This window comes from Bradyrhizobium sp. AZCC 2176 (assembly GCF_036924645.1).
Lineage (GTDB): Bacteria > Pseudomonadota > Alphaproteobacteria > Rhizobiales > Xanthobacteraceae > Bradyrhizobium.
Genome location: NZ_JAZHRX010000001.1, coordinates 5,650,779 through 5,677,327, shown reverse-complemented (window position 1 = coordinate 5,677,327; position 26,549 = coordinate 5,650,779). Strand labels below are relative to the sequence as shown.

Below are 26,549 nucleotides of genomic sequence, written 5' to 3'. Positions count from 1 at the left end.
GCAAGCGCCGAACGTTGCGCCCTGCAACCCGGCCACTATTTTTGGGCTGATTGCCCCGCTCTGTCTCGCCGCCACAATCTCGAATGCGACAGCCGCACCGCCAGCAAAAGCGGCTGAAGACCGCTACATCAACTCGCCAGGCCGAGAGGTTGCTTTCCGCGGCCCTCAATACGCGCTGAGCAGATCCACCTTGGCGTTGGCGAGGATCAGGCGCCGCGCCAGCAGTGCGGAAAGATTCCGCATGATCTTCAGTGCGATCTGCGGGTGGAGCTGGCGATAATCGGCAAAGCTGTCGAGCGGCAGTTCGAGGCATTTCACGGCCGTGTCGGCCCAGACATCGGCGCTGCGGTGCGTTTCGATGATGGCCATCTCGCCGAACTCCATGCCGGGTCCAAGCGAAGCCAGCCGCACGCCGCTGGGCAGCTTCACGCTGACCATGCCGCTCTGCAGGAAGAACAGCGAATTGGCCGGTTCGCCGGTGCTGACGATGCGTTGGCCGGCTTCATAGCGCCGCGCGGTCGAAAGCTCCGCGAGCGCGGCGATTTCGTCGAGGGCCAAATCCGCCAGCAGCGCCTGTTCGCCGAGATGGCTGGTTTCCTTCGACGAGGTGAAGCCGCCATAGCGATAGATGACCTGGTCCTCCGCCCATTCGATGGCTTCGTCGAGCAGCGCAAAGCGCCGCAACCTCCCCGGATCGGAGATGCGCGCGAAAATCGCCTTCCATACCGGCGACGTCGCCTCAAGGCCGGTCAGGATCGCCGTGACGCCGGCATTACCCAGGATGGTCAGGTTCTCGCCGAGGAGTTGGGCACCCGCCGCAGTCAGATCGGGCACCCGGCGAAAATCGAGGATCAGCAGCGGCGCATTCGGCGGCTCACCGGCCAGCCGCCGCGTCACATGGTCGATTGCAGCAAAGTTGAGCGCGCCGACCAGCTCGATCACCCTGATGTCACTGTGGCGCTCGTCGAGGATCTGCTGCTCATGCGGCTGGCGGCTGCGGCGCGACGAAATGCCGAAAATGTCGTAGTCGGCAATGATGCAGGTGCGGACGTCGGCGCTGCGATTGAGCATGTGCAGGTCGAAGCGCGATGACAGCGCCTCGCATACTTTCAGGCCGCGCACGCTGTTGCCGTGGCTGTCGAGGTTCGGCGAGAACGTGCCGAGTCCCATCTGCGATGGAAGCGCTGCGACAATGCCGCCGCCGACGCCGCTCTTTGCGGGGATGCCGACACGATAGATCCATTCGCCGGCATAATCATACATGCCTGAGCTTGTCATGACGGAGAGCGTGCGGGCGACGACGTTGGGCGGAATGACGGAAACGCCGGTGACCGGATTGACGCCGCGATTGGCAAGCGTCGCGGCCATGACCGCAAGGTCGCGCGCCGTGACCAGGATGGCGCATTGCCGGAAATAAGTGTCCAGCACGGCATCGACATCGTCCTGAAGCACGAGATAATTTCTCAGCAACCAGGCGATCGCACGATTGCGGTTGCCGGTCAGCGCTTCGGACGCGTGGACCGCGTCGTCGACATCGAGTTCACGCCCGGCGAACTGGCTGAGTTTCTCGCGAATGCGCTCGAAGGCGAAAGCACCGTCGACCTGATGGATCAGCCCGGAACAGGCGATCGCGCCGGCGTTGACCATCGGGTTGAACGGCCGGTTGTCGTTGGTCAGGCGGATCGAATTGAACGCCTCGCCGCTCGGCTCGACGCCGATCGCAGCGGATACGCGCTCCTCGCCGACCATGTCGAGCGCAAGCGCAAACACGAAGGCTTTCGAGACCGATTGAATGGTGAAAGGCACGGCGCTATCGCCGACCTCGTAGACGTGGCCATCGATGGTGACGAGACCGACGCCGAAATGCGCCGGATTGGCGCGCTTCAGCTCGGGGATGTAATCGGCGACCGCGCCGGAATGGTCCGATCTGAATTCCTCGTGGCAGGCCGCCAAAAACCGTTGCAGCGGCGGCTCGTTGGCGTAACCGGTATTTCTGGCGGCGAAATTGCTTTTGGCCGAATGGGTAATCTGGGCGTCCACATCATCACCTTAAATGGCAAGAAGTGAAGCAATCCCCATGCCATGGACGGCTACCTGACTTCGGCATCCAACTGCGATCGCACGCCGCAGATGTGCGTCATCCTGACGCTAGCCGCCGTTTTCCCGCAATTCGAGCCGTACTTGCGCCATTGTCTTCCGGCCGGGGGAAACCAGCGCTGCCAAGAGGCGGCGCCTGAGGGCGTGGGCAATCAAATGACCAAGGAATCGACACCCCTTTGGGTGTGGCTTGCAGTCGGCCTGTTAGCGATCGGCACCGTCGCTTACGTCACGGCGGTTTTTCTCATCGAATACATCATGGCGCTATTTTAGCGGCACAGGCTGCGTCGCCGCCGCATCCGCCGGCCGCGTCTGGCGCAGCAGCTTCGCGCAGACAAGGCCCAGCGCGATCATCACGGCGCCCGCGACCAGCAACGTCGGAACTTTGCCGGCGTGCTGGATGCCGAGACCATATGCGATCGGGCCGATGGTCTGGCCCATGAAGAAAAAGAACGCGTGCAGCGACAGCGCGGTGGCACGCGCTTCCGCCGACAATTCGCTGGCGAATACCTGCAGGCTGCCGTGGATCATGTAGAACCCCCAGCCCATGAAAATCAGGCTGAGCGTTTGCAGCCTCCACTCAGGGCCCATCGCCACCGCGAAGAGCTGCACGCCGACCAGCGCCGCGCCGCCGATCATCATCCCATTGACGCCGATCCTCGGCAGAAACCGCGACACCGTCATGGTGTAGAACAGCCCGCCGACGGCGAAGCCGGCGATGACGATGCCGGCGATCGACAGCGAGGTTTCACCGAGCTCGAACAGGAAGGACGCGATGAACGGAAACAGTCCGAGCACGCAGCAACCTTCGATGAACACGGCCCCGTAGCAGATGCGCGCATTGGGGTTGGTGAAAATCGTGCGATAGCCCTGCAGGAGGGCTGACAGGCTGGTGCGCGGCGGACGCTTCAATGCGGCGCCGCGAAAACCGGCCGCCACCGCGATCGAAGCCAACACGACAAGAACGCCGAGCACGGCGAGCACGCCGCGCCAGCCGAGAAAGTCGCCGATCAGGCCGGACGCGGACGCCCCCAGCAGGTTGCCGGTCATCGCGCCTGCCAGCGTGCGGCCGATCGCGACCTGCCGTTTTTCCGGGCCGACGAGATCGCTGGTCAGGCTGAGTGACACCGGGAATACGCCGCCGGAGCCGATGCCGGCGAGAATGCGGCTTGCGAACAGCAGCGGGAACGAGGTCGCCATCGCGCCGAGAATGTTGGCAAACCCGAGAAGCACCAGGCAGACGATCATCAGCCGCGCCTTGCCGAACATGTCGGCCATGGCGCCGAGCACGGGCTGGATGATGGCAAAGGTGAAGGCGAAGACGGCGGCGAAACTGGCGGCGGTGGCGATACTGACGGAAAAATCCTCTGCCACGTGCGGCAATACCGGATCGAGCGCGCGGGCGGACAGGGCTGCCGAAAAGGTCGCGAGCGCAATGATATTGAGCGCCGGCGGCATGCCGCTGGATGCGGTCACGGCAAAGCGTTCTTGACAGAAGGGTTCTTGGCCAGCGCGTCGAAGTCCATCAGCCGCTTCACCAGCGCTTCGAACTCCCGCAGCGGCACCATGTTGGGTCCGTCTGACGGCGCGCGATCGGGATCGGGATGGGTCTCAATGAATACGCCGGCGACGCCGACCGCGACCGCCGCGCGCGCCAGCACGGGCACGAATTCGCGCTGGCCCCCGGATGAGGTGCCCTTCCCGCCCGGCTGCTGCACCGAATGGGTGGCGTCGAAAATAACCGGCGCCCCCGTCGTCTGCGCCATGATCGGCAGCGCGCGCATGTCGGAAACCAATGTATTGTAACCGAACGAGGCGCCGCGTTCGGTCACCAGCACATTTGGATTGCCGCCGCCGGTGATCTTGCTGACGACGTTCATCATTTCCCACGGCGCGAGGAACTGACCCTTCTTGACGTTGACGACTTTGCCGGTCTCTGCTGCGGCCAGCAGCAGATCCGTCTGCCTGCACAGGAAGGCCGGAATCTGCAACACGTCGACCGCCTGCGCCGCTTCCGCGCATTGCGCGGCCTCATGGACGTCGGTCAGCACAGGCAATCCAAGCGAGGAACGTATTTCGGCAAAGACCGGCAGCGCCTGCGCCAGGCCAACGCCGCGCGCGGCTGAGCCCGAGGTGCGGTTGGCCTTGTCGAAGGAAGTCTTGTAGACGAGGCCTACCCCGAGGCGGCCAGCGATCTCCTTGAGCGCGCTCGCCACCTCCAGCGCATGCGCGCGGCTCTCGAGTTGGCATGGCCCGGCAATGATCGAAATCGGCAAGGTATTGCCGAATTTGACCGGGCCGACCGAGACGACCGGAGCTGCATCTACTTTCGTGTTCAAGGGATTTTCCTTCGTGGCTGGCGCGGACCATGCCGGTCCGCGCTTCCAGGATCAACCCCGTTTAACCCCCGAATATCAGGGTTGCGCCGGCGGCTATTTTACCGCGGAGAACGCCGTCGGCACCAGCAACTGGCTGACGATGTTGTCGATGATCTGGCCGTCCTCCTCGCTTCTGGCGCGGCCGGCGATCCAGTCGGGATCGGATTGAAATGCGGTCCATTTCTTCTCGCGATCGGCCAGCGAGTCCCAGGCGACGAAATACGTCAGTTCCTGATTGGAGGTGCCGATCAGCGTGGTGTAGAAGCCGGCCTGCTTGATGCCGTGCTTGTCCCACAGTTTCAGCGTCAGCGTATCGAAGCGCTTCATCAGCGCCGGCAGGCGGCCAGGCAGACAGCGATAGACGCGCATTTCCATGATCATTGGTAGTCCTCCATTTTCTTGCGTGGCGTTTATAGCGGGTGGTTAGGAGGCTGTCTTGACCCGATCAAGCACGCCTTGCGGTGTTAAGCGCATGACTGATTCCCTCATCCCTGCGTAATGGCTTCGCCGTTATCGCTGGAGGAACGGCCGCTTGGCTGCGTCTCGAAGGATGAGGCAACCTGACGGTTCGAGACGGTGTTGCAGGCTACGAAAACCGTTGCCACGCCGCCTGCCGGGAGACGCCGAGCGCCTTGCCGATTGCCTCCCACGTCACGTCGCGTTTGCGCAGGGCGTCGACGTGGCTATTGAGCAAATCACCAGCGCTATCGGCGATCGCCGCCGATCGCCCGAGGAGACCGATCAGGTCCTCGTCGGGATATTGATCCCAGTCGGTGCTCTGCACGGGCACGGCTCCGCCACCCAGACACTGGTTGCAGACCGCGACGCATTCGTTGCAGATGAAGACGGTGGGTCCAGCGATCAGGGCCTTCACGCTCGCGGAATCCTTGCCGCAGAACGAGCAGTACAAGGACTGCTGCGACGCTTTTTCAACCCGCTTCATCGCCACGGCGCAAGCCCTCCTGTCAAGGAAGGCTTGACAATACTCGGGCGGGAACCGTTGTCAAGGAGCCCTTGACAGCTACACCAGCCGGCTCTGCACCACCGCCGCCTGAATGAATGACGCAAACAGAGGATGCGGCTCGAACGGACGCGACTTCAGCTCGGGGTGGAACTGCACGCCGATGAACCAGGGATGGTCTTCGTATTCGACGATCTCCGGCAGCACGCCGTCGGGCGATAGGCCCGAGAAGCGCAGGCCGTGCTGCTCGAGGCGGTCCTTGTAGGCGGTGTTGACCTCGTAGCGGTGGCGGTGGCGCTCGAAAATCTCGGTCGCGCCGCCGTAGACTTGCGACACCCGGCTGCCGCGCTTGAGTGCCGCAGGGTACGCGCCGAGCCGCATGGTGCCGCCGAGGTCGCCGGATTTCGACCGCTTCTCCAGCTCGTTGCCGCGCAGCCATTCCGTCATCAGGCCGACCAGCGGCTCCTTGGTCGGACCGAACTCGGTGGAGTTCGCTTCCTCGATGCCGACGAGATTGCGCGCGGCCTCGATCACCGCCATCTGCATGCCGAAGCAGATGCCGAAATACGGCACGTCGCGCTCGCGCGCGAACTGCGCCGCGCGGATCTTGCCTTCGGCGCCACGATGGCCGAAGCCGCCGGGCACCAGGATGCCGTTGACGTGTTCGAGGAACGGCGCCGGATCCTCGTTCTCGAACACTTCGCTTTCGATCCAGTCGAGATTGACCTTCACCTTGTTGGCGATGCCGCCATGCGAGAGCGCCTCGATCAGCGATTTATAGGCGTCCTTCATGCCGGTGTATTTGCCGACGATGGCAATGGTCACCGCGCCTTCCGGGTTGCGCACGCGCTCGTTGATGACGTTCCAGCGCTGCAGCGCCGGCCGGAATCTTTGCCGTGATAGCGAAGGCGGCCAGCACCTCGTCGTCGAGGCCGGCGGCATGATAGGCCTCAGGAACAGCGTAGATGTTGTCGACATCCCTCGCCTCGATCACGGCGCTTTCGCGCACGTTGCAGAACAGGCCGAGCTTGCGCCGCTCTTCCTTCGGAATCTCGCGGTCGGTGCGGCAGAGCAGGATATCCGGCTGGATACCGATCGAACGCAATTCCTTCACCGAGTGCTGCGTCGGTTTCGTCTTCAGTTCACCAGCGCTCGGAATATAGGGCAGCAGCGTCAGATGAATGTAGACGGCGTGGTCGCGTGGCAATTCATTCTTGAGCTGACGGATCGCCTCGAAGAACGGCAGGCCCTCGATGTCGCCGACGGTGCCGCCGATTTCCACCAGCACGAAATCGTACTCGTCGTTGCCTGACAGCACGAATTCCTTGATCGCGTTGGTGACGTGCGGAACGACCTGGATAGTCGCACCGAGATAGTCGCCGCGGCGTTCCTTGGTGATGATGTCCTGATAGATACGCCCGGTGGTGATGTTGTCGGCCTTGGTCGCCGGCCGCCCGGTGAAGCGCTCGTAATGGCCGAGATCGAGATCGGTCTCGGCGCCGTCATCGGTCACGAACACTTCGCCGTGCTGATATGGCGACATCGTTCCGGGATCGAGGTTGAGATAGGGGTCGAGTTTGCGGAGACGGACCTTGTACCCGCGAGCCTGCAGCAGGGCACCGAGTGCCGCCGAAGCCAGACCCTTTCCGAGCGAAGAAACCACGCCGCCGGTGATGAATATGTACCGCGCCATGGGATTCTACCTTTAAGGCCACTGCCCCGATTCTCCAAAACGAATCGCATGCGCGGGCAAACATTTTGCCAGGCTGTGGGTGACGTTAAATTTGAAGCGATTTCAGAGCATTGATGGGAAGTTCTGATGCAGGACGGTAGAGGCCGTCCCGCATAGCCACCCTGCTTTATTGCGAACGCGGCGCCTGCGGGCCGGACTGGCCCTGCTGTTCGTCCACCTTCTTGAGCGTATCGAGCACGCCGCCGGAAGTCGGCGGAGCGACCGGCGTCGCGCCACCCGGCTGCGACTGCGTCGCCGGCGCGCCTAGGATCGAAGCCGGCTTGCGGTCGACGCCGGCGAGCCAGGCCAGCGCCAGGCTGGTCAGGAAGAAAAGCCCCGCCAGAACCGCCGTGGTCCGCGTCAAGAGATTGGCAGTGCCGCGACTCGACATGAAACCGGCGCCGCCGCCCATGCCGAGGCCGCCGCCTTCCGACTTCTGCAGCAGCACGGCACCGATCAGCACGGAGACGATCATGAGGTGAACGACGATAATGACGGTCTGCATCTTAAAACCTTCCGTCACAAGCGAAGCGCGCCGGGCTTCGGCTGCACCAAGAGCTTGCGGGTTTTCCTGAAGTTGCGCGGTGTTACACGATCGGACGGGGCATTGTCACCCCCAACCGCCGCCGTGGAGATAATTGCCGCAGGCTCGAGGGCAAGGCCGCGTGCACCTGCTGCTTTGCGTTCGCATCGGGACTTGAGGTCGCGGAAATTTTCTCTTATAATAGACAAATGGATACTATAGTAGACGATCTCAGCACCCGGCTCGCCCACCGCCTACGCCTCGAGCGCGACAGCCGCGGCTGGTCACTCGCTGACCTCGCCGGGCGCTCCGGGGTTTCCAAGGCCACCATCAGCAAGATCGAGCGCGCCGAGGTCAGCCCGACCGCGGTGGTGCTGGTTCGGCTCGCCAGCGCCTTCGACCTCACCCTTGCCGGCCTGATGCTGCGGGCCGAAGGCCAGGGCGGACGTCTTTCGCGCGCCGCCGACCAACCAGTGTGGCGCGATCCCGAGACCGGCTACCTGCGGCGCCAGGTGTTCAACCGGCCCGATCATCCCGTCGAGATCATCAAGGTCGAGATGCCGGCGAAGCAGCGCGTGACGCTGCCGGCGTCATCCTATGCACACATCCGGCAAATCCTCTGGGTGTTGTCGGGCGCGCTTGTCCTCATCGATGGCGGCGAGCGCCACGAACTGCGTGCCGGCGACTGCCTCGGATTCGGTCCGCCGGCGGAAGTGACATTTGCCAACGAGAGCGCCGCGCCCTGCACCTATGTCGTTGCCCTTGCCCGGAGCTGACGCTGATGCCGGAGATCCCCCGCAAGAATGACGCGATCGAGCAAATAAGCGCTGACGACCCGATTCCGGCTGGTCACAATCGCGGTCCGCCGCTTGAGGAAGAGCACCGGCCAGAATGGGGGCACGGCGGCATCGGGAATTATTTCTACTGGAAGGCGGCACATCGTGCGGCCTGGCACAACCCCTCGCCCGGCATTGTCGCGTTCCGCATCCGGAAAGCCGAGCGGCTGGGCCTCACCTTCGAAGAATACACATTGGAAATTCTCGAGCGTGGCCGTCACCTGCAGATCGAGGATGTCGAACGGATCGCACAGATCAAGCGGGCGCGCACTGGCCGCGCCATCAATTACCAAAAGTAACCCTCGCGGAAATTCATCCTCATGCCGGATATTGAGATCAAAGCCTTGGACCCGTCGCCCGACATTCGGGCGATGCTCAGTGAAATCCTGATCGAAACGGTGGCGAAGGGCGGCTCGGTCAGCTTCATGCATCCGCTGTCACAGGCGGCGGCCGAGGCGTTCTGGTCGAACTCGCTGAGCGCCGCGGGCCGCGGCGAGCGGATCATCCTCGGTGCCTTTGACGGCGATAGGCTGATCGGGACAGTCACGCTGTTGCTCGATCTTCCGCCGAACCAGCCGCACCGCGCCGAGATCGCGAAGATGATGACGCGCGTCAGTCACCGCCACCGCGGGATCGCCACGGCGCTGCTGCGCGAGGCCGAGCGCATCGCGATCGCGCGCGGGCGCTGGCTGTTGGTGCTCGATACCGCCGAGGACGAAGGCGCGGCGGGCCTGTACGAGCGAATGGGATTCAAGCTGACCGGCGTCATTCCGGACTACGCGTTCAAGCCGCATGGCGGCCTCACGGGCACGCTGATCTACTGGAAGCGATTGCAGGAAGGCGCGCCTGCCTGAGCTAGCAAGCCTCCGCAATCGCCAGAAAATCCGTTGCCTTCAGGCTGGCGCCGCCGACCAGCGCGCCGTTGACGTCGGTGACTGCCATCAATTCCGCCGCGTTGGAGGGTTTGACCGAGCCGCCGTAGAGGATCCGGATCTTGCTCCCCTCAGCCTTAAACCGGCTGGTGAGAACGCCGCGGATAAAGCGGTGAACTTGCTCGACATCTCCAGGTGTGGGGGTCAGCCCGGTACCGATCGCCCAGACCGGCTCATAGGCCACCACCAGATTGGCCGCCGTCGCGCCATCCGGTAACGAGCCCGCGAGCTGCCCGCCACAGATATCCAGCGTCTGGCCGGCATCGCGTTGCTTCTGGGTCTCACCGATGCAGACGATGGCCACAAGGCCTGCCCGCCAGGCCGCTTCCGCCTTTTGCCGGACCAGCGCGTCGCTCTCGTCATGGTCGGCACGCCGTTCCGAGTGCCCGACGATGATGGCGCTGGCGCCGGCATCCGCCAGCATTTCTGCCGAGAGATCACCGGTATGGGCGCCCGAGGCCTTCGGGTGGCAATCCTGGGCCCCGACGGCCAGTTTTGAACCCAGGGCCTTGTCGGCAAAATCGGCGATCAGAGTTCCCGGGAGGCAAACCAGCAGGTCGGCCTTGCCGGCTAGCGCGCCAGCACCGGCGATCATGGCTTCGAACTCGGCCAAGGAGGATTTCAGGCCGTTCATTTTCCAGTTGCCGGCGATCAGCGGCCGGATGGCATCGGTCATGTCAATTATCCCGCAAATGTCAGACGTGGTGGCCTGGAAATGCGCTAGCAGAGGCACGCGGCCAGTTCCAGATACCGGTCAAGTGATCCCTTAACTCATCCGTTGGCCGTTAACCGCTTCAAATGGCCCGCCGCTGCGAGGTTGCGAGGGGGGCGCGGCCACTTTATGATGCGTTTTCAACTCGGTGACGCCCTGTTGCGGAAGTCGATCCTGAACGGAATCGAATTTTCGCCGGGCACGATCCGGTTCCCCTCTCCTGTAAAAAACAAGTTGGACCCATGCTTCGAGGAATGCGGAAAGCCTCATCAAACTGGCTCGGCAAGATTGTCATGGCCACCGTGATGGGCGTTTTGATTGTCAGTTTCGCAGTTTGGGGCATTGCCGACATCTTCAAGGGGTTTGGCCAGTCGTCGCTCGCCAAGGTCGGCAAGACCGAGATTTCGACCGAGCAATTCCGCCAGATCTACACGGAAAAGCTGCAGCAGCTCGGCCGCAGTTTCGGCCGTCCGCTGACCTCCGAACAGGCCCGTGCGTTCGGGATCGATCGGCAGGTGCTGCAGCAGACCATCGCAGAAGCCGCGCTGGATGAGGAAGCCCGGCGCATGGGACTTGCCCAGTCCCAGGAAGAAACCATGCGGCTGGTCTACAGCGATCCCAATTTCAAGGGATTGGGCGGCAAGTTCGACGCGAACCGTTTCCAGGCCACGATCCGGCAGTTTGGCTACACCGAGCAACGCTACCTGGCCGAACAGCGGCGCGTCGGACTGCGGCGCCAGATCGCCGGCACCGTCTCGGCCGGGGTGGAGCCGCCGAAGGTCCTGCTCGAGGCCATGACCCGTTTCCAGAACGAGCAGCGCTCGATCGAGTTCGTCAAACTCGATGCCGCACAGGCCGGCGCGATCGATCCTCCCTCGCCCGAGGCGCTGGCCGCCTATTTCGAGGATCGCAAGACCCAGTTCCGCGCGCCCGAATATCGCAAACTGTCCTTTGTCGTGATTAGTCCCGAAGAGATCGGCAAGTGGACCGAGGTTTCCGACGAGGACGCAAAGAAGATCTTCGAGCAAAATCGCGACCGGCTCGGCACGCCGGAGAAGCGCGAAGTGTCGCAGATGGTGTTTCCCAACGAAGGCGAAGCGCAGGCCGCGCGCGCACGCGTCACGTCGGGCACATCGTTCGACGACATCGCCAAGGAGCGCAATCTCAACCTTGCCGACGTCGACCTCGGCATGATTACAAAGGGCGCGATCATCGATCCGGCGATTGCTGAGGCGGCGTTCTCGCTGCCATCGGGCGAAGTCAGTCAGCCGGTGCAGGGGCGCTTTGGCGTGGCGCTGGTCAAGATCGGCAAGATCGAGCCGGGCACGACGCCGACCTTTGAAAGCGTCGCAGCCCAGGTGAAGAAGGAAATCGCGACCGAACGGGCGCGCGCCAAGGTCAACGAAATCCAGAACAAGATGGAAGACGAGCGCAGCGGCGGCGCCAATGTGGTCGAGGCTTCGCAGAAGCTCGGCCTGACGGCGATCACGATCGACGCCGTCGATCGCTCCGGCCGCGCGCCCGACGGCCAGCCGGTGGCCAACATTCCGCGCGGCCTCGACGTGGTCTCGCAGGCCTTCAACAGCGATGTCGGCGTCGATAACGAACCGATCCAGTTTGCCGGCGGCTATGTCTGGTACGACGTGCTCGGCATCACGCCCTCGCGCGAACGCTCGCTTGACGAGGTCCGCAGCCAGGTCGAGGCGAAATGGCGCGAAGACCAGATTTCGAGCAAGCTGCGGGCGAAGGCCACCGAGATGGTGCAGAAGGTCGAGCAAGGCAGTAGCCTTGCCACTGAGGCGGCTGCGATTGGAGCGAAGGTCGAGACCGCGACCGGCTTCCGCCGCGACGCCTCGCTGTCAGACGTACCTTCCGCCGCCATCACGGCTGCATTCCGGACGGCCAAGGACGGCGTCGGGCAAACGCCGGGCGCCGGCGGCAGCGAGTGGATCGTGTTCCGCGTCACGGATGTGACCGTGCCATCGGCCGACGTCGCCTCCGATGAGTTCAAGAAGCTGAAAGACACCCTGCAGCGCGGTCTGACCGACGAACAGGTCGCGCAATATGTGACGAAGATCGAATCCGAGATCGGCACCTCCATCAACCAGGCCGCCTTCGCGCAGGTGACGGGCGCTAACAACTGAGCATGATCTGCCCCGAGCCGGTCCTGCTTCAAGACGACACCCAATCCTGAAGGCCCACGCGATGGACGACCTCAAATCTATCATCGGAAAAGTCGCCACCGGCGCGACGCTGTCGCGTGAAGAGGCGGCCTCCGCCTTCGACAGCATGATGTCCGGCGAGGCCACGCCCTCGCAGATGGGCGGGCTGTTGATGGCGCTGCGGGTCCGCGGTGAAACCGTCGACGAGATCACCGGCGCGGTGTCGGCGATGCGCGGCAAGATGCTGCGGGTCAACGCGCCCGCGGACGCCGTCGACGTGGTCGGCACCGGCGGCGACGGCTCCGGTTCGGTCAACGTCTCAACCTGCGCTTCCTTCATCGTCGCGGGCGCCGGGGTGCCCGTCGCCAAGCACGGCAACCGGGCGCTGTCCTCGCGTTCGGGCGCCGCCGACGTGCTGGCTTCCCTCGGGGTCAAGATCGACCTCACGCCCGACCAGGTCGGCCGCTGCGTGGCCGAGGCCGGCATCGGCTTCATGTTCGCGCCGGCGCATCATCCGGCCATGAAGAACGTCGGCCCGACCCGGGTCGAGCTCGCCACCCGCACGATCTTCAACCTGCTCGGCCCGCTCTCCAATCCGGCTGGCGTCAAGCGGCAGATGGTCGGCGTGTTCTCGCGGCACTGGGTGCAGCCCCTGGCGCAGGTGCTGAAAAATCTCGGCTCCGAATCCGTCTGGGTGGTGCACGGCTCCGACGGGCTCGATGAAATCACCCTCACCGGCCCGAGCTTTGTCGCCAGCCTCGACAATGGCAAGATCAGCACTTTCGAGGTGACACCGGAAGATGCAGGCCTCACCTGCTGCAATGTCGACGCGCTGAAGGGCGGCGATGCCGACGCCAACGCGCTGGCGCTATCGAGCGTGCTCAACGGCAAGCCCAGCGCCTATCGCGACGTCGCGCTGCTGAACGCCGCGGCGGCGTTGATCGTGGCCGGCCGTGCCAAGGACTTGAAAGAGGGCGTCGCGATCGGCGCCAAGTCGCTCGACAGCGGTGCTGCGGCGGCGCGGCTGAAACACCTGATCGCGGTCTCGCGCGGCTGACCCGAGGGGCCACCAGAGATGTCCGATATCCTGACCAAGATCGAGGCCTACAAGCGCGAGGAAATCGCCGCGGCCAAGCTGGCGCATCCGCTGTCCGAGGTCGAGGCCCGCGCCAAGACAGCATCACCGCCACGCGGTTTTTTGCGCGCGATCCGCGACAAGCTTGCGCGTGGTGACTATGCACTGATCGCGGAAGTGAAGAAGGCATCGCCCTCGAAAGGACTGATCCGCGCCGATTTCGATCCGCCGGTGCTGGCCAAGGCCTACGAGGCCGGCGGCGCGGCCTGCCTGTCGGTCCTGACCGACACGCCCTCGTTCCAGGGCCATCTCGACTTCATGGTCGCGGCGCGCGCAGCGACCAACTTGCCGGTGCTGCGCAAGGATTTCCTGTTCGACGCCTATCAGGTGGTGGAAGCCCGCGCCCACGGCGCGGACTGCATCCTGGTCATCATGGCCTCGCTCGACGATGCCACCGCGAAGGATCTTGAGGACACGGCGATTGCGCTCGGCATGGACGTGCTGATCGAAATCCACGACCGCGCCGAGCTCGATCGCGCGCTGAAGCTTCGCTCGCCGATGATCGGCGTCAACAACCGCAATTTGCGGACCTTCGAGACCACGCTGGCGACCAGCGAGGCGCTGGCGCCGCTGATCCCGCGCGATCGCGTGATGGTCGGCGAAAGCGGCATCTTTGCGCCGGCCGATCTCGCCCGGCTCGAGCGCGTCGGCATGTCGACCTTCCTGGTCGGCGAAAGCCTGATGCGGCAGGCCGACGTCACCGCGGCAACCCGCGCGCTGCTGACGCGTAGCGATAGCCCGCGCGCCGCCGGGACCGGCTAGCAGATGGCCGGCAAGACTTCCAAGGGCAAGGCTTCCAAGGGCAAAGCTTCCAAAGGTGGCTCCGTCCTCACCCATATCAATGCGTCCGGCGAAGCGCGGATGGTCGACGTATCGGCCAAGGACGCCACCGAGCGCACGGCGGTCGCCGAGGGATGCGTGATCATGACCAAGACGACGCTCGATCTGATCGTCTCCGGCAACGCCAAGAAGGGCGACGTGCTGGGCGCGGCCCGCATCGCCGGCATCATGGCGGCCAAGCGCACGTCGGAATTGATCCCGCTGTGTCATCCGCTGGCGCTGTCCAAGGTGACGCTGGACATCACGCCCGACCGGAAACTGCCGGGCTGTCTCGTTCGCGCCACCGTCAAGGTCACCGGCCCTACGGGGGTCGAGATGGAAGCGCTGACAGCGGTGTCGGTCGCGTGCCTCACGATCTACGACATGATCAAGGCGGTCGAACGCGGCGTTCGCATCGAAGGCATCCATCTCGTCGAGAAGATCGGCGGCAAGTCCGGCCATTATCGCGCCGGGCAGTGAACCGGCCACCGCCTCGGGTGAAGTCACGCGTGTGTGACCGGCGCGGCGAGGAATGCGCTGCCTGCTTGCGGGGTTGTTTCGTTCGGGACCTTCACCAGGAGGAATCCGATGTCGATCTACAGGCTGGTTGGCGCGTCGGCTGCATTCGCCCTCATCACCGCATCTGCCATGACACCTGCTCTGGCGCAGCAGGTGATCTCCGAACCCGGCTATTGCGCGTTCTTCTATCCGAACGCCAACTGCCAGAACAAAGGGCCTGGCAATCCCTATACCGACCCGCGGCGCTTCAGCCAGGGCGACCTCAGGCCGGACGGGACTCAAGCGGTCGGCGTGGTGAAGAAGCGTGCACGCACTTCCGCGACGCGCATGCAGTGATCCGGCAAATCTCCTGCCATCGACCGGCAACATCCGGTCCGCCGATTTCCTTGCGCGATCGCGCTTGGTTCTCTGTGCGCTTGGCCGGTTCCATCGTTGAACCACGCTCCCTGTGGTTGCCGGCGGAACCCGTCGCCACCGGCTAACGCTTCATTAACCAGGCTTGCTAACGTCAATTCCATCTCGGCGCGCTATCGAAGTCATGAGCCGGGGGTTGGGAGACTCCGCTTCCGGAAGTTCATTTTCTCGGCAGCGATCGCGTTCAATGGCTTCGACCGGCAGCACTTCCTTCAGGATTGCGTCCGCCTTCCGCGGCGGCCCGATCCGCTGGTTGATCCTCGGCGGCACGCTGCTGATTGCCACCATCGCGATCGGTGCGACCATCATGGCCGGCAATTCCCGCGAGCGCGCGCTGCGCAGCAGCGAACGCGAGCTGGAAAACACCGTGCTGCTGCTCGCCCGCCATTTCGACCAGCAGCTCGAAGACTTCCAGGTCGTGCAGAAGGACCTGATCGCGTTCATGCGTTCCAGCGGGATCGCAACGCCCGAGAACTACAAGCGCCGGATGTCCGGCCACGACATCCATCTGATGCTGAAATCCAAGATCGACGCGTTGTCCTATGTCGGCGGCATCAACGTCTTCGACGCCGACGGCAATTTGATCAACGCATCGGCCGCCTGGCCGCCGCCAACAGTCAACTCCGCGGACCGCGCTTTCTTCAGGACCTTCAAGTCCGGCGCGCAATCCCCGGAGATGCTGGTCGAGCCGGTCTACAGCCGCATCACCGGCGCCTGGACCACGGTGATCGCACGCAAGGTCACCGGCACGAAGGGTGAATTCCTCGGCGCCATCGGCCGCGGCATCGAACCCGTCAATTTCGAAAAGTTCTTCGCAACCGTAGCGCTCGGACCCGGCGCCACCATCGCCATGCACCACAGCGATGGTACGCTGCTGGCCCGTTACCCGCACGTGGCTGAGCTGATCGGCAAGAACTTCAAGAACGGTCCGGCCGCCCAACGGCAGATATTCGAGCTGCCCAATAGCACCTCGCGCCTCACCAGCCCGATCGACGGCGAGGACCGGCTGATCTCGTCGCGTGCGCTGACGAATTTTCCGGTTGTGATCATCGCATCGACGACGATGTCGGCCGCCCTGGCCGACTGGCGCGAGCAGATCGGAATCCTGATCGCGGTCAGCGGACTTTCCGTGCTGGCGATCGCCGCCCTGCTGTTTCTCGTCGTCCGCAAGCTTTCGCAGCAGCATCGCGCGTCGAGACAGCGGCTGACGCTGGAGAAGCAGCGTCTCGACACCGCCGTCAACAACATGACGCAGGGCCTGCTGCTGTTCGATGCCAGGCAGCATCTCATCATCTGCAACAAGCGGTATCTCGAGATGTACGGCCTGTCGGCCGACGTCGTGAAGCCGGGCTGCAGCTTCCGCGAGGTGATCGCCCATCGCAAGGAAACCGGCTCGTTCGTCGGCGACATCGACCATTACGTCGAACTGGTGATGCGCGACATCGCGCACCGGAACGCCATGGTCATATCGACGCCCGACGGGCGCTCGATCCAGATCGTCAACGAGCCGGTGGCGGACGGCGGATGGCTGGCGACCCATGAAGACATCACCGAGCGCCGGCGCGCCGAGGAGCGCATCACCCACCTCGCCCATTACGACGCGCTGACCGATCTGCCAAACCGCGCGCTGTTCCACGACCAACTCAAGCGCGAATTGTCCCACGTCGCACCGGACCGGCAACTGGCGGTGCTCTATATCGACATCGACGAATTCAAGAGCGTCAACGATTCGCTTGGCCATATGATCGGCGACGAACTCTTGAAATCGGTCGCCGCCAGCCTCGCCGGCTGCACGCGCAAGACCGATTTCGTGGCCCGGCTCGGCGGCGACGAGTTCGCTATCGTCCAGACCGGGATCGAGGATACCGACGACGTGATGATGCTCGTCAGCCGCATCTTCGATGCGATCCGCATCCCCTATCAGTGCCTCGGCCACCAGGTGACCACCGACGCCAGCATCGGCATCGCGCTGGCGCCGCGGGACGGCTCCGATATCGACCAGATCCTGAAGAACGCGGACCTGGCGATGTACGCGGCCAAGGCCGCCGGCCGCCGCACCTACCGCTTCTTCGAAACCGAGATGGAAGCCGAGGTCCGCGCCCGCCGCAGCCTGGAAATGGACCTGCGCCAGGCGCTCGTCGACGGTGGCTTCGAGGTCTACTACCAGCCCTGCCTCAGTCTGCAGACCAACGCGATCACCGGCTGCGAGGCGCTGGTGCGCTGGCGCCATCCGCAGCGCGGCATGATCTCGCCCGCCGAGTTCGTGCCGCTCGCCGAGGACACCGGCCTGATCAATCAGCTCGGCGAGTGGGTGCTGACCACGGCCTGCAGGGAGGCAGCGGGCTGGCCCGGCAATATCAGGCTCGCGGTCAACGTCTCGCCGGTTCAGTTCAGGAGCGGCACGCTGGCGCTGAAGGTGATGGCGGCGCTGGCCGCATCCGGCCTCGCCGCGGACCGGCTCGAACTCGAGATCACCGAGGCGGTCCTTATCCGTGACGACGAGGCGGCGCTCGCCGTCCTGCACGACCTTCGTACCATCGGGGTCCGCATCGCGCTCGACGATTTCGGCACCGGCTATTCCTCGCTGAGCTATCTGCAGCGCTTCCCGTTCGACAAGATCAAGATCGACCGCTGCTTCATCACCGACATCGCCGAGCCGGAAGGATCGTCCAGCATCGTGCAGGCGGTTGTGACCATCGCTGCCGATCGCCACATGACGACCACCGCCGAAGGCGTCGAGACCGAGCAGCAGCGCGACTTGCTGCGCGAACTCGGCTGTTCGGAAATGCAGGGCTACCTGTTCAGCCCGCCGAAGCCCGCCGCCGAGATCCGGCCGATGCTGTCGGCACACCGGCAAGAGCCCGCGGCGGTGCGCCCGAGCCGCGCGCGCCGACGCAAGCCTGTGGTGCGGACGGCGTAGGGACTTTCGCATTTTTGCACGACAGCTTCTTTCCGTCATTGCGAGCGACGCGACGCTGTCGCGGCAAGACAGATCGTCATACCCGCGAAGGCCCTGCTTCATGAGCGTAGATCGAGCGCGAGACGGAGCGCGTTCTCGAGACTGCCAAGCGAGGCTCGAGACGGGGCCAAAGGGTTAAGTGCACTGGACTGCACCCCATAAGTGAGACACGGTAATTCGCGACCGGCGACCGTAGCTCGTAATTATACGCAGCGAATCCGACGCCGATAAAATAGCAGCCTTAAGAGCCCTTTTGTTTTCTCGCTTTGACTACCAAAGCCTGTATCGGGCCAATGGTCTTTGCCACCATTCGGCTATAGCCCGCGCCGTTGAAATGGTTGTCTCCCGAAATGGTGAGCGCGGGATTTTTGTGGTCCTCAACATTGTAAACTGGTGGACGAATGAAATAGCTCTCAATACCCTTCGCTCGAAGGCGACTGACAATGCCGGCTACATTCGCTTGCACTTCCGCGCGACTCTTGCCGTGCCGGAGCACGTCGTTGATGCCAACCCAAATAACAGCAACGCGTGTACCCGCCGGCACCGCAGAGTCTAGCCGCGCTGCGAGACCAGCGCTTGTATCGCCATTCACACCACCATTGCTGACGCGAACATCCAACCCGCGTGCTCGGAGAGCCGCCCTCCAGCTTGGTCGGATAATTCTCCGAAGATGAGACGCCCTTGCCGTAAACATTGCTATCACCAATTACGGCGACCTGGACCTGCGCGTAGGCGCCATTCCCATATGCGGTCGCAAGTACAAAAAAAGCGGCAATAGCCAGTGAAGCAAGGATAGCTTGCGGTCGTAGCGGCAAGATCATCATTGTCCCTTAGTGGATTGGTTGGATCAAACTGCTGAGATCGGCAGACGCCGCGTTCTGCGGAAAGGCAACAAAGGCAAAGCGGCGAGAAGGGATCGAAAGCCTGCCCACCTAAAACATTGGGTCAACTATCTAGACCTATTTGTTCCCGGTCAACACCCAACCGGGTAATGCCGCCGCATTGTTCTATGGTCTGATCCGACTCGGCTACGACCACGGCACGGGTGGGGCGGAAGCGGCACCGTGTTCTTCGCCGACGGAACGTTTGCGCAAATGGGCATGTTCGGAAATTGAGGACGCGGAATAGGCGTCAGCTCCGATTGCATCCTGACTAGCTCAGCCGCAGTCCCCGAGCGCTACACATGGGCGATGATGGTCCTCGGCTTTGCCGGTCTCGGCTTCACTGCATACTGGCGAAAGCGCAAGACAGACTTGGCTGCGTAGGCTCCCCGACAGATAACCCGCACGAACGCGGCGATATCGAGGACAGCTCCCGGACGTCGCGATCTCTTCATCGAGCCCGCATTCGCGCAATCCGTGGCTGATCCGCGGCTGTGCTTGTTCGCGACGACTACAGCCGCGCCTTCAGCGGCACCCGAAAAGTCCTGAAGCCTTCGATGTCGGGAAACCACTCGGCCGCTTCGCGCGAGGCCAGCGTCAGGACCGCGGCCGGGACTTCGCCGCTGATCAGCCGCTCGATCGCCCCTCGCTGTGCTTCGCTGAACTGGACTTCCGCGGCGCCCGCCGCCATGAGCGCGGCGCTGACGCGTCCGCTCGCTGCGGATTGCTTCTCCTCGATCGCGATGTTCTTGTTGTTCAGGTCGGATAGCGAATTGATCTCTGGACGCGCCAGCACCAGCGCCACCAGGTTGTCCGAGCTGTCTGTCGATCCGGACCCAGTCTTGCCGGTATCGTTGGCCTCACCGGCTGCCGTTCCGGGATTGTCCGATTTGTTGGCCGGCTCCCGTCCCGTCCCGATTGCCGTGACGAGATCGGCCAATCCGGTCGCTTCCACGACCTGCTGCTGAATTGTGCGGGGCGCCAAGGCGGGAGCCGCGGCGGCTGTGACGGGTGCTGCGGCGGATGCGGCGGGCGTCGCGGCGATCTCGAGCGTGGCCGGCGGCGGCAGGGTGACCTCGGACTTCGCTTCGGACTTGGGGGCCTCCGTGGGCTGCGACGCCGCGACGGATATTTCCTTCGCCGGCTCCGGCCTGTCGGAGCTTTGCGATTTGCGCTCCGGCTCCTGAGTTCCTGCGACGGCCTTCTCTGCCGCCCTTTCTCGCGCCGCCGTCGCCGTGGCCGCCGGAACTTGCTTCCTGGTTGTTGGATAGGCCGAGTTGCGGGCGGCGGTCCTCTTGGTGTTCGGCGCCATAGTGTTTGAAGCCTTGGCATTCGATGCCGCCGTGCCCGCGTGCGGCCCCGAACGGGAAACCGGCACGGGATGCCTTGCCACGCGCGGACGGGCCGCAGGCTCCAATCTTTCGATTTCCACCTCAGCCGGCGCTACCACGCTGGTCTCGCGTTGGTCGCGGTGCCGGGCAGACAATGCCTGCGCAGACCAGGCCATGTAGGACTGACACGCGCTGTTGCACGGCAGCCCATCGATATAAATGACGTCGGGTGAATCGAGCGGATTTGCCTGCAGGGCGCCACTCGAACCGAGGGACAATATCACGGTCAGCAAAGTCCATTTTCTCGACATAACTTACTCCGTTCGAACGCGCATGGAGTGGAACCGGCATCGTGAACCATCACGCCCGTGAGCTACGATTGGGTGGAGACGGAGTTTCAAAAAAGACGTCTTGTTTCCGGATCGCCGCTGCGGCCCTGCCGATGCCTTCGCCCTGCCCGCCGCGCGCCACAAATTCGGAATGAATTGTCGGCAACTGGCCGCAGGGGCGCATTGTGCAGTTGCAAGAGTTCAAGCCCGAGAACGAACTGGAGACCGCGATCGCGGATACAAGAAAAGGCGTTCGACCGGTTGCCGATCTGATGAGGATCATCGCCCGATCAAAGCTGTTCGTATCGAGCAAGGGAGAAGTTCAATCTGATTGGAGCGGGTTTGATCCGCTGCTGTTCGAGAACGGCGGCCATCCCTTTGTCGCCGTCTTTTCCGCCCTGTCGCGGCCAGGGCTGCACAGCCGCATGGCGGAGTACGTTCTGCAAATGAATGGAAGGGAGTTCTTCCTCAGGATGCCGGAAAGCTACGGCGTCATTCTCAATCCAGGTTATGTCTCACAACTCATCATCCCGCCGACCGGCGTTTCCGAGTTCAGGAAGGATCTGCGCGGTGGCTAATGCGTAGGGCGGATTAGCGAAAGCGTAATCGGCCGTTTCGATGAGGACTCGAGTTTACGACGTTGACGACGCATCGGCGTCGCATTGCAGGATCGTTCTGCAGCAAACAGTCAGCGGCGGATTACGCCTGCCGCTAATCCGCCTCACGAACCGTTCTAGTTCGGCACCGTGCGCTTCGCAGCCGCCGGCGCATTCGCATTCACCGTAACCCCGCGCAGCAGATTGAACGCCGCGTTCAGCGCCTTGTCGTCCTTCTCGTTCGGCGGAACGTAGGCTTGCGAGCCGGCCTGCTCGGCGCCGTCGGCGGCGAGGTGGCCGCGCATCGAGGCTTCGCCCTTCAGCTCGGAACGGGTCTTCAGTTCGTCCGGCACGTCCTGCAGCACTTCGATATCGGGTGCGATGCCCTGGGCCTGGATCGAGCGGCCCGACGGGGTGAAGTAGCGCGCCGTGGTCAGCGCCAGCGCGCCATTGCCTGATCCGAGCGGGATGATGGTCTGCACCGAGCCCTTGCCGAAGGTGCGCGTCCCGATCAGCGTGGCGCGCTTGTGGTCGCGCAAGGCACCGGCGACGATCTCGGACGCGGAAGCCGAGCCGCCGTTGATCAGCACGACCAGCGGCTTGCCCTTGGTGATATCGCCGCCGCGCGCGGTGAAGCGCTGGGTTTCCTCCGAGGTTCTGCCGCGCGTTGAAACCACCTCGCCCCTCGTCATGAAGGCGCTCGACACGGAAACGGCCTGGTCGAGCAATCCGCCGGGATTGTTGCGGAGGTCGACGACATAGCCCGCGAGCTTGTCCGCCGGAATCTCCTTGGCGATGCTGGCGATCGCCTTTTTCAGGCCATCGGTGGTCTGCTCGTTGAAACGGGTGATCCTGATATAGCCGATGTCGCCGCCGTCGGTCTTGTGCCGGACCGGCCGCACCCGGATGATCTCGCGCACGATGGCGATATCGATCGGCGCGGCGGAACCCTTGCGCGCGACCTTCAGCCTTATCTTGCTGTTGGCGGGGCCCTTCATCCGGCTCACCGCCTGTTCGAGGCTCATGCCCTGGATGACCTCGTCGTCGATCTGGGTGATCACGTCACCCGACAGGATGCCGGCCTTTGCCGCGGGCGTCTCGTCGATCGGCGTCACCACCTTGACGAGGCCATCTTCCATCGTGACCTCGATGCCGAGCCCGCCAAACTCGCCATGGGTGGTCTCCTGCATGTCGCTCCAGCCCTTCTCATTCATGTAGCGCGAATGAGGATCGAGCGCGGAGATCATGCCGTTGATGGCGCCTTCCATCAGCTTGGAATCGTCGGGCTTCTCGACGTAGCTGGTCTTGATCCGCTCGAACACGCTGCCGAACAGGTTGAGCTGGGTATAGGCGTCGGAACGGGCCGCGGCCTTTGCCGCCGCCACCGGGTTAGCCCCCTGCGGTCCCACCACGAGAACGGTCAGACATGCGCCCGTCACCGTGCCGAGAAGAAAGGCAAAATTCCTGCGCATCGTGCGGCGTCCCCTTTGGCTGACGGATGCCCGCGATTCCCGTGAATCGGCGCCCCTGTCCCACAGCCCCGCCAACTCACAATGGCTTTTTGGTCGGATCAAGGCACGCCGACCCGGACCATTACGGCGTTTTCAGAGTCTGAATGAAATCATCACGTTACATTTGGAGTCGTCATGCCCGGCCTTGTGCCGGTCATCCACGTCTTTAGCGGCCTACTTTGCGGCGCCGTCAGCGGATTTGGCCTTCGGCTTGGCCGGCGGCGCCTTGGCGGCGGCTTTCGGCGGCGCGCTGTCGCTGCGCATGGTGCCCCAGGGATCGGTGCTCTTCTGCTCCGGGATATTGCCGAGCGAGCGCCTGTAGGCCCTTTCGGCATCCCTTTCGGCCGCTTTTTCGGTTGCCGACTTTTCCTTGTCGACCTCACCGTATCTGGGAACAGGATTCTGGGCCCAGACCGGCCCGGTCAGCGCAGCGATCACACATGTAGCGCCCAAAATTCGGCCCAGGATTTTCATGCCATCACTCCCTCTCTTGCGACCCAAGGCGCACTTAAGGCGCTATTTTTGACGCGCTTTTCCTCACGCGAACCGGCATCCCACCCCGGATCAAGTCCAGGGCAGGCTTTCGGCCGAAAGCGCTATAGCACGGCTCGGGCACCGGCTTAAGCGCCGGATCGGGCCGAATTCAGCCCGTTGCCCACGCCTGACCAGTTTTGTAAACGATGGCCATGAATTTGCCGTCAGCGCCTTCCTCCGTCGACGTGTTGCTGTTCGACCTCGGCCGTGTCGTGCTCGACATCAGTTTCGATCAGGTGATGACGAACTGGGCCCGGCATGCCGGTTGCGAGCCCGCCGACCTCGCCCGGCGCTTTGTCGTCGATGACAGTTTCAAGCATCACGAGATCGGCCGGATCGACGACGCCGCGTTCTTTGCGGGCCTGCGCCAGTCGCTCGGCGTCGGCCTCACCGACGCGCAGTTCCTGGAAGGCTGGAACGCGATCTTCACCGGCGAGATGCCGGGCATTGCGCCGCTCCTGGCGAACGCGGCGAAGCGCATGCCGCTTTATGCTTTTTCCAACACCAATCCGGCCCATGTCGCGCATTTCTCACAGACCTATGCCGACCTGCTCAGCCATTTCCGCGAGATATTCCTGTCCTCGAGCATCGGTTTGCGCAAACCCGACGCGGAAGCCTATGATCATGTGGTAAAAGCGATCGGCGTGCCGGCGTCGCGGATCCTGTTCTTCGACGACTCGGCCGCCAATATCGAAGGTGCGCGGGCGCGCGGCCTTTGTGCCATCCACGTGACATCGACGGATGACGTGGCGAGGGCACTGACCGCACTCGAAGTATAGAGCAGGATGACTTTTCTTCGAATCGACATCCCGCTCTATCTCTTTAATTTGAGCATGATCTTTTCGGAAAGCCGGTGTCCACTTTTCCGGATCATGCTCCAGGAGGTCTGCCCGTGGCCTTGATGCCCGTCGCCGATGCGCTTGCTGCGATCCTTGCCGGCGCCGAACCGCTGCCCGAGGAATTGATCGCGCTCGACGATGCCTGGCATCGCGTGCTGGCGCGCGACGTCGCCGCGCGGCGGACGCAACCGCCGCAGGCGATGTCGGCGATGGACGGCTATGCGGTGCGCGCGGCGGATGCCGCCGATCTCTCGGCGCGGCTGAAGGTGATCGGCGAGGTCGCGGCCGGCCGCCCGTTCGAGCGGAAAGTAGGCAGAGGCGAAGCGGTGCGGATCTTTACCGGCGGCGTGATCCCTGACGGCGCCGACGCCGTCATCATCCAGGAAGACACCGCCATCGACGGCGATTGCATCGCCGTCACCGAAGCCGCCGTGAAGGGGCGGCATATTCGCGCCGCCGGTGTCGATTTCCGCGAGGGCGACGTGTTGTTGACCGGCGGACGGCGCCTCTCCGACCGCGACCTGTCGCTCGCCGCCGGCATGAACTATCCGGAGCTTTCCGTTCGCCGCCGCCCGAAGGTCGCGGTGCTCGCCACCGGCGACGAGCTCGTGATGCCGGGATCGACCCCGGGGCCGGGCCAGATCGTCTATTCCAACGGCTACGGGATCCGTGCGCTGGCGCGCGCCGAGGGCGCCGAGGTCGTCGATCTCGGGATCGCTGCCGACACGGTCGCCGCCACCGCGCAGGGCATCCGCCGCGCCCGCGAGCTTGAAGCAGATATCCTGATCACGATGGGCGGCGCCTCGGTCGGCGACCACGACCTCGTCAAGCGGTCGCTGGAGGCCGAGGGGACGGCCATCACGTTCTGGCGTATCGCGATGCGGCCGGGCAAGCCGATGATGCATGGAAGGCTGGGCGCGATGCGGGTGATCGGCCTGCCCGGCAATCCCGTCTCCTCCTATGTCTGCGGCTTCCTGTTTCTGGTGCCGTTGATTCGGGCGCTATCGGGCCGCGACACCGTCCATCATCGGCGCGAAAGCGCTCTCCTCGGGCGCGATCTCGCTGCCAACGACCAGCGCGAAGACTATCTTCGCGCCCGCCTCGAAGCGCGCGAAGACGGCACGCTGATCGCGGTGCCGGTCAACCACCAGGACTCATCGCTATTAGGAAATCTCGCTGCGGCACGGGCACTTGTGATACGTCCGCCGTTCGCGGCGGCTGCCGCAAAGGGGTCGCGGTGCGAACTGCTCCGGCTGCCGGAATAACGCCCCGAACGGTGCCTTTAAGGGTAGGCCGCGACGCGTTCACCTGAAATTAAGTGGTTGCGGAACACATATCGAACATATAGTGTCCGTTCATGATTTGTTTCGACTGCTAGTGTCTGTGGTCCGGAGTTTGGGGACTCCCGCGATCTGGGCCCTGAGGATTCGGAACCAAGGACGACGCCAACCGGGGGATTGCTCGCGATGCTTACGCGCAAACAGTATGAACTTCTGCGTTTCATCAATGAACGGCTGAAAGAGGCCGGCGTACCGCCCTCCTTCGACGAGATGAAGGACGCGCTCGACCTGCGTTCGAAGTCCGGAATCCACCGCCTCATTACGGCGCTGGAGGAGCGCGGCTTCATCCGCCGCCTGCCCAACCGCGCCCGCGCCATCGAAGTCATCAAGCTGCCGGAGCTGGCTGCCGCCGGCAACGGCCGCCGCGGCTTCACGCCGAGCGTTATCGAAGGCACGCTCGGCAAACGCTCCGTGAGCGCGCCGGCCGCCGAGGACGACGGCAACCGCCCGGTCGCCGTCCCCGTGATGGGCCGGATCGCCGCCGGCACCCCGATCGAGGCGCTGCAGACCCGCAGCCACACCATCAGCGTGCCGCCCGACATGCTTGGCTCCGGCGAGCACTACGCGCTCGAAGTGCGCGGCGATTCCATGGTCGACGCCGGCATTCTCGATGGCGACATGGCGCTGATCCAGCGCAACGAGACCGCCGACACCGGCGACATCGTGGTGGCGCTGATCGACGAGGAGGAAGCCACGCTAAAACGCTTCCGCCGCCGCGGCGCCTCGATTGCGCTCGAGCCCGCCAATGCCGCCTATGAAGTGCGCATCCTGCCGCCGAACCCGGGTCCGGATTCAGGGCAAGCTGATCGGGCTGTACCGGAAGTATTGACGGTTTGCTGTGTGGGATACGACTGCGACGGCAACCCGCCCCGGCCTACGGCCGGGGTTTTTTGTGCCGTACCTGGAACCAACCTGCGCTAGCGCGTTTGTGATTTATACGCAGTGCGCCAGTCGCAGAATTGCCCAGAAACAAGAGAACGCTCTGCGCCAGAGTCCGCTCTGAACAAGT

General features: G+C 63.7%; 23 protein-coding genes and 3 pseudogenes. 14 read left to right on the top strand and 12 right to left on the bottom strand.

Going from position 1 to position 26,549, the window contains the following annotated elements; translation table 11 throughout:
* Positions 1-165 precede the first annotated feature (165 nt).
* Positions 166-2,040, bottom strand: a complete 1,875-nt coding sequence (gene glsA / locus V1288_RS26690) for a glutaminase A (protein ID WP_334359863.1) — start codon at positions 2,038-2,040, stop codon at positions 166-168.
* Positions 2,041-2,082: 42 nt separating this feature from the next.
* Here glsA and V1288_RS26685 point away from each other — a divergent pair, with 42 nt between their 5' ends.
* Positions 2,083-2,370: a hypothetical protein gene (locus V1288_RS26685; protein WP_334359862.1), complete on the top strand. Its 288-nt coding sequence runs from the start codon at positions 2,083-2,085 to the stop codon at positions 2,368-2,370.
* On the opposite strand, the gene V1288_RS26680 is transcribed toward V1288_RS26685, so the two are convergent.
* From V1288_RS26680 to secG, 6 genes and pseudogenes are all read right to left on the bottom strand, one after another.
* The gene (locus tag V1288_RS26680; protein ID WP_334361409.1) at positions 2,362-3,555 is read right to left on the bottom strand and encodes an MFS transporter; all 1,194 of its coding nucleotides are present in this window, start codon (positions 3,553-3,555) and stop codon (positions 2,362-2,364) included. The two genes, V1288_RS26685 and V1288_RS26680, sit on opposite strands and share 9 nt — an antisense overlap.
* Before the next feature lie 14 nt (positions 3,556-3,569).
* Entirely contained in the window at positions 3,570-4,436 is an 867-nt protein-coding gene (gene kdsA / locus V1288_RS26675; RefSeq protein ID WP_334359861.1) for a 3-deoxy-8-phosphooctulonate synthase, read from the bottom strand.
* A gap of 93 nt (positions 4,437-4,529) precedes the next feature.
* Positions 4,530-4,856 (bottom strand): NIPSNAP family protein, encoded by a 327-nt coding sequence (locus tag V1288_RS26670; RefSeq protein WP_247786290.1) that lies wholly within the window; start codon positions 4,854-4,856, stop codon positions 4,530-4,532.
* Between the two features lie 433 nt (positions 4,857-5,289).
* A pseudogene (locus tag V1288_RS26665) lies at positions 5,290-5,418 on the bottom strand (ClpX C4-type zinc finger protein); the annotation flags it as partial.
* A 78-nt stretch (positions 5,419-5,496) separates the two neighbouring features.
* Positions 5,497-7,129: pseudogene (locus tag V1288_RS26660) on the bottom strand (CTP synthase).
* 166 nt (positions 7,130-7,295) lie between these two features.
* Complete coding sequence (gene secG, locus V1288_RS26655; protein ID WP_334359860.1) at positions 7,296-7,673, bottom strand: preprotein translocase subunit SecG; 378 nt, start codon at positions 7,671-7,673, stop codon at positions 7,296-7,298.
* Positions 7,674-7,900: 227 nt separating this feature from the next.
* On the opposite strand from secG, the gene V1288_RS26650 reads away from it, so the two are divergent.
* From V1288_RS26650 to V1288_RS26640, 3 genes are read left to right on the top strand one after another with little or no spacing between them, the layout of a single operon-like run.
* Positions 7,901-8,467 carry a helix-turn-helix domain-containing protein gene (locus tag V1288_RS26650; RefSeq protein WP_334359859.1) on the top strand — a complete coding sequence of 189 codons (567 nt, stop codon included), beginning with the start codon at positions 7,901-7,903 and terminating at the stop codon, positions 8,465-8,467.
* Positions 8,468-8,472: 5 nt separating this feature from the next.
* Positions 8,473-8,826, top strand: a complete 354-nt coding sequence (locus V1288_RS26645; RefSeq protein ID WP_334359858.1) for a hypothetical protein — start codon at positions 8,473-8,475, stop codon at positions 8,824-8,826.
* 21 nt (positions 8,827-8,847) lie between these two features.
* Positions 8,848-9,381: a GNAT family N-acetyltransferase gene (locus V1288_RS26640; protein WP_334359857.1), complete on the top strand. Its 534-nt coding sequence runs from the start codon at positions 8,848-8,850 to the stop codon at positions 9,379-9,381.
* 1 nt (position 9,382) lies between these two features.
* Here the strand turns inward: V1288_RS26640 and tpiA are convergent, their stop codons facing one another.
* A complete protein-coding gene (gene tpiA / locus V1288_RS26635; protein WP_334359856.1) occupies positions 9,383-10,135 on the bottom strand; it encodes a triose-phosphate isomerase in 753 nt (250 codons plus the stop codon).
* Between the two features lie 278 nt (positions 10,136-10,413).
* On the opposite strand from tpiA, the gene V1288_RS26630 reads away from it, so the two are divergent.
* The 6 genes from V1288_RS26630 to V1288_RS26605 all read left to right on the top strand — a co-directional run bounded on the left by V1288_RS26630 (position 10,414) and on the right by V1288_RS26605 (position 18,140).
* Positions 10,414-12,315 (top strand): peptidylprolyl isomerase, encoded by a 1,902-nt coding sequence (locus V1288_RS26630; RefSeq protein WP_334359855.1) that lies wholly within the window; start codon positions 10,414-10,416, stop codon positions 12,313-12,315.
* A 61-nt stretch (positions 12,316-12,376) separates the two neighbouring features.
* Positions 12,377-13,390, top strand: coding sequence for an anthranilate phosphoribosyltransferase (gene trpD, locus V1288_RS26625; RefSeq protein ID WP_334359854.1), 1,014 nt, complete (start codon positions 12,377-12,379; stop codon positions 13,388-13,390).
* An 18-nt stretch (positions 13,391-13,408) separates the two neighbouring features.
* A complete protein-coding gene (trpC, locus tag V1288_RS26620; RefSeq protein WP_334359853.1) occupies positions 13,409-14,230 on the top strand; it encodes an indole-3-glycerol phosphate synthase TrpC in 822 nt (273 codons plus the stop codon).
* Positions 14,231-14,233: 3 nt separating this feature from the next.
* Positions 14,234-14,767: a cyclic pyranopterin monophosphate synthase MoaC gene (gene moaC / locus V1288_RS26615; RefSeq protein WP_334359852.1), complete on the top strand. Its 534-nt coding sequence runs from the start codon at positions 14,234-14,236 to the stop codon at positions 14,765-14,767.
* A gap of 108 nt (positions 14,768-14,875) precedes the next feature.
* Positions 14,876-15,142: a hypothetical protein gene (locus V1288_RS26610; RefSeq protein ID WP_334359851.1), complete on the top strand. Its 267-nt coding sequence runs from the start codon at positions 14,876-14,878 to the stop codon at positions 15,140-15,142.
* A gap of 265 nt (positions 15,143-15,407) precedes the next feature.
* Positions 15,408-18,140: a bifunctional diguanylate cyclase/phosphodiesterase gene (locus tag V1288_RS26605; protein ID WP_334359850.1), complete on the top strand. Its 2,733-nt coding sequence runs from the start codon at positions 15,408-15,410 to the stop codon at positions 18,138-18,140.
* 280 nt (positions 18,141-18,420) lie between these two features.
* On the opposite strand, the gene V1288_RS26600 is transcribed toward V1288_RS26605, so the two are convergent.
* Together V1288_RS26600 and V1288_RS26595 are read right to left on the bottom strand one after the other, a co-directional pair.
* On the bottom strand, positions 18,421-18,798 hold the full coding sequence (locus V1288_RS26600) for an SGNH/GDSL hydrolase family protein (RefSeq protein ID WP_334359849.1): 378 nt from the start codon (positions 18,796-18,798) through the stop codon (positions 18,421-18,423).
* A gap of 773 nt (positions 18,799-19,571) precedes the next feature.
* Positions 19,572-20,702 carry a hypothetical protein gene (locus tag V1288_RS26595; protein ID WP_334359848.1) on the bottom strand — a complete coding sequence of 377 codons (1,131 nt, stop codon included), beginning with the start codon at positions 20,700-20,702 and terminating at the stop codon, positions 19,572-19,574.
* A 203-nt stretch (positions 20,703-20,905) separates the two neighbouring features.
* Here V1288_RS26595 and V1288_RS26590 point away from each other — a divergent pair, with 203 nt between their 5' ends.
* Positions 20,906-21,298 (top strand): hypothetical protein, encoded by a 393-nt coding sequence (locus V1288_RS26590; protein ID WP_334359847.1) that lies wholly within the window; start codon positions 20,906-20,908, stop codon positions 21,296-21,298.
* Positions 21,299-21,453: 155 nt separating this feature from the next.
* Here the strand turns inward: V1288_RS26590 and V1288_RS26585 are convergent, their stop codons facing one another.
* Both V1288_RS26585 and V1288_RS26580 read right to left on the bottom strand, forming a co-directional pair.
* Complete coding sequence (locus V1288_RS26585; RefSeq protein WP_334359846.1) at positions 21,454-22,788, bottom strand: S41 family peptidase; 1,335 nt, start codon at positions 22,786-22,788, stop codon at positions 21,454-21,456.
* Positions 22,789-23,001: 213 nt separating this feature from the next.
* The gene (locus V1288_RS26580; protein WP_334359845.1) at positions 23,002-23,301 is read right to left on the bottom strand and encodes a hypothetical protein; all 300 of its coding nucleotides are present in this window, start codon (positions 23,299-23,301) and stop codon (positions 23,002-23,004) included.
* 212 nt (positions 23,302-23,513) lie between these two features.
* Here V1288_RS26580 and V1288_RS26575 point away from each other — a divergent pair, with 212 nt between their 5' ends.
* From V1288_RS26575 to lexA, 3 genes and pseudogenes are all read left to right on the top strand, one after another.
* Positions 23,514-24,140 (top strand): HAD family hydrolase, encoded by a 627-nt coding sequence (locus tag V1288_RS26575; RefSeq protein ID WP_442893989.1) that lies wholly within the window; start codon positions 23,514-23,516, stop codon positions 24,138-24,140.
* Between the two features lie 113 nt (positions 24,141-24,253).
* Entirely contained in the window at positions 24,254-25,465 is a 1,212-nt protein-coding gene (locus tag V1288_RS26570; protein WP_334359843.1) for a molybdopterin molybdotransferase MoeA, read from the top strand.
* A gap of 201 nt (positions 25,466-25,666) precedes the next feature.
* Positions 25,667-26,369 (top strand): annotated as a pseudogene (gene lexA / locus V1288_RS26565) (transcriptional repressor LexA).
* The last annotated feature ends 180 nt before the right edge of the window (positions 26,370-26,549 follow it).